Here is a 610-nt window from a genome sequence, read left to right on the forward strand (position 1 = left end):
GGCAGACCGCCGGCGTGGTCGCCGGTCTCGCCTTCGTCGCGGGCCTGCTGCTCGCGCGCCGTTGATTCGGCACACCGCCCCCTTTGGCCAACACGTAAAAATCCAACCTTCAACGAGGGAGAACAAACCATGCGTCAAGCACTTGTGATGAAAGCCGCCGCCGCCGTCGTGATCGGTGGTCTCGCCCTGGCCGGCTGCACCACCACCCCGCCGAACGAACCGCAAAGCGCCGCGGCCAATGCGTCGAAGCGCCAGGCCATCAATTCGAGCGTCGACGCGACGCTCTCGCGCCTGTACACGACGGTGCCGGGCTCGCGTGAGCTGGTCGCGAAATCGCGCGGCGTGCTGGTGTTCCCGAGCGTGCTGCAAGCCGGCTTCATCCTCGGCGCCCAGTCGGGCAACGGCGCGCTGCGCGTGGGCGGCAGCACGGTGGGCTACTACAACACCTCGTCGCTGTCGGTCGGCCTGCAGGCGGGCGCGCAGTCGAAGGCGGTGATCTTCCTGTTCATGACGCAGGAGGCGCTCGACAAGTTCCGCAGCACGGACGGCTGGTCGGCCGGCGCCGACGCCTCGGTGGCGGTCGTGAAGATCGGCGCGAACGGCGCGGTCG

At 68.9% G+C, this 610-nt stretch carries 2 protein-coding genes; both read left to right on the top strand.

Features of this window, described 5'->3' with window-relative positions; genetic code table 11:
• A partial coding sequence (locus FQ746_RS35640; RefSeq protein WP_409932435.1) for a glycine zipper domain-containing protein occupies positions 1 to 65 on the top strand: 65 nt, incomplete at its 5' end.
• A 64-nt stretch (positions 66 to 129) separates the two neighbouring features.
• A partial coding sequence (locus FQ746_RS26680; protein ID WP_144112793.1) for a YSC84-related protein occupies positions 130 to 610 on the top strand: 481 nt, incomplete at its 3' end.

This window comes from Paraburkholderia sp. BCC1886, assembly GCF_900996245.1.
GTDB lineage: Bacteria > Pseudomonadota > Gammaproteobacteria > Burkholderiales > Burkholderiaceae > Paraburkholderia.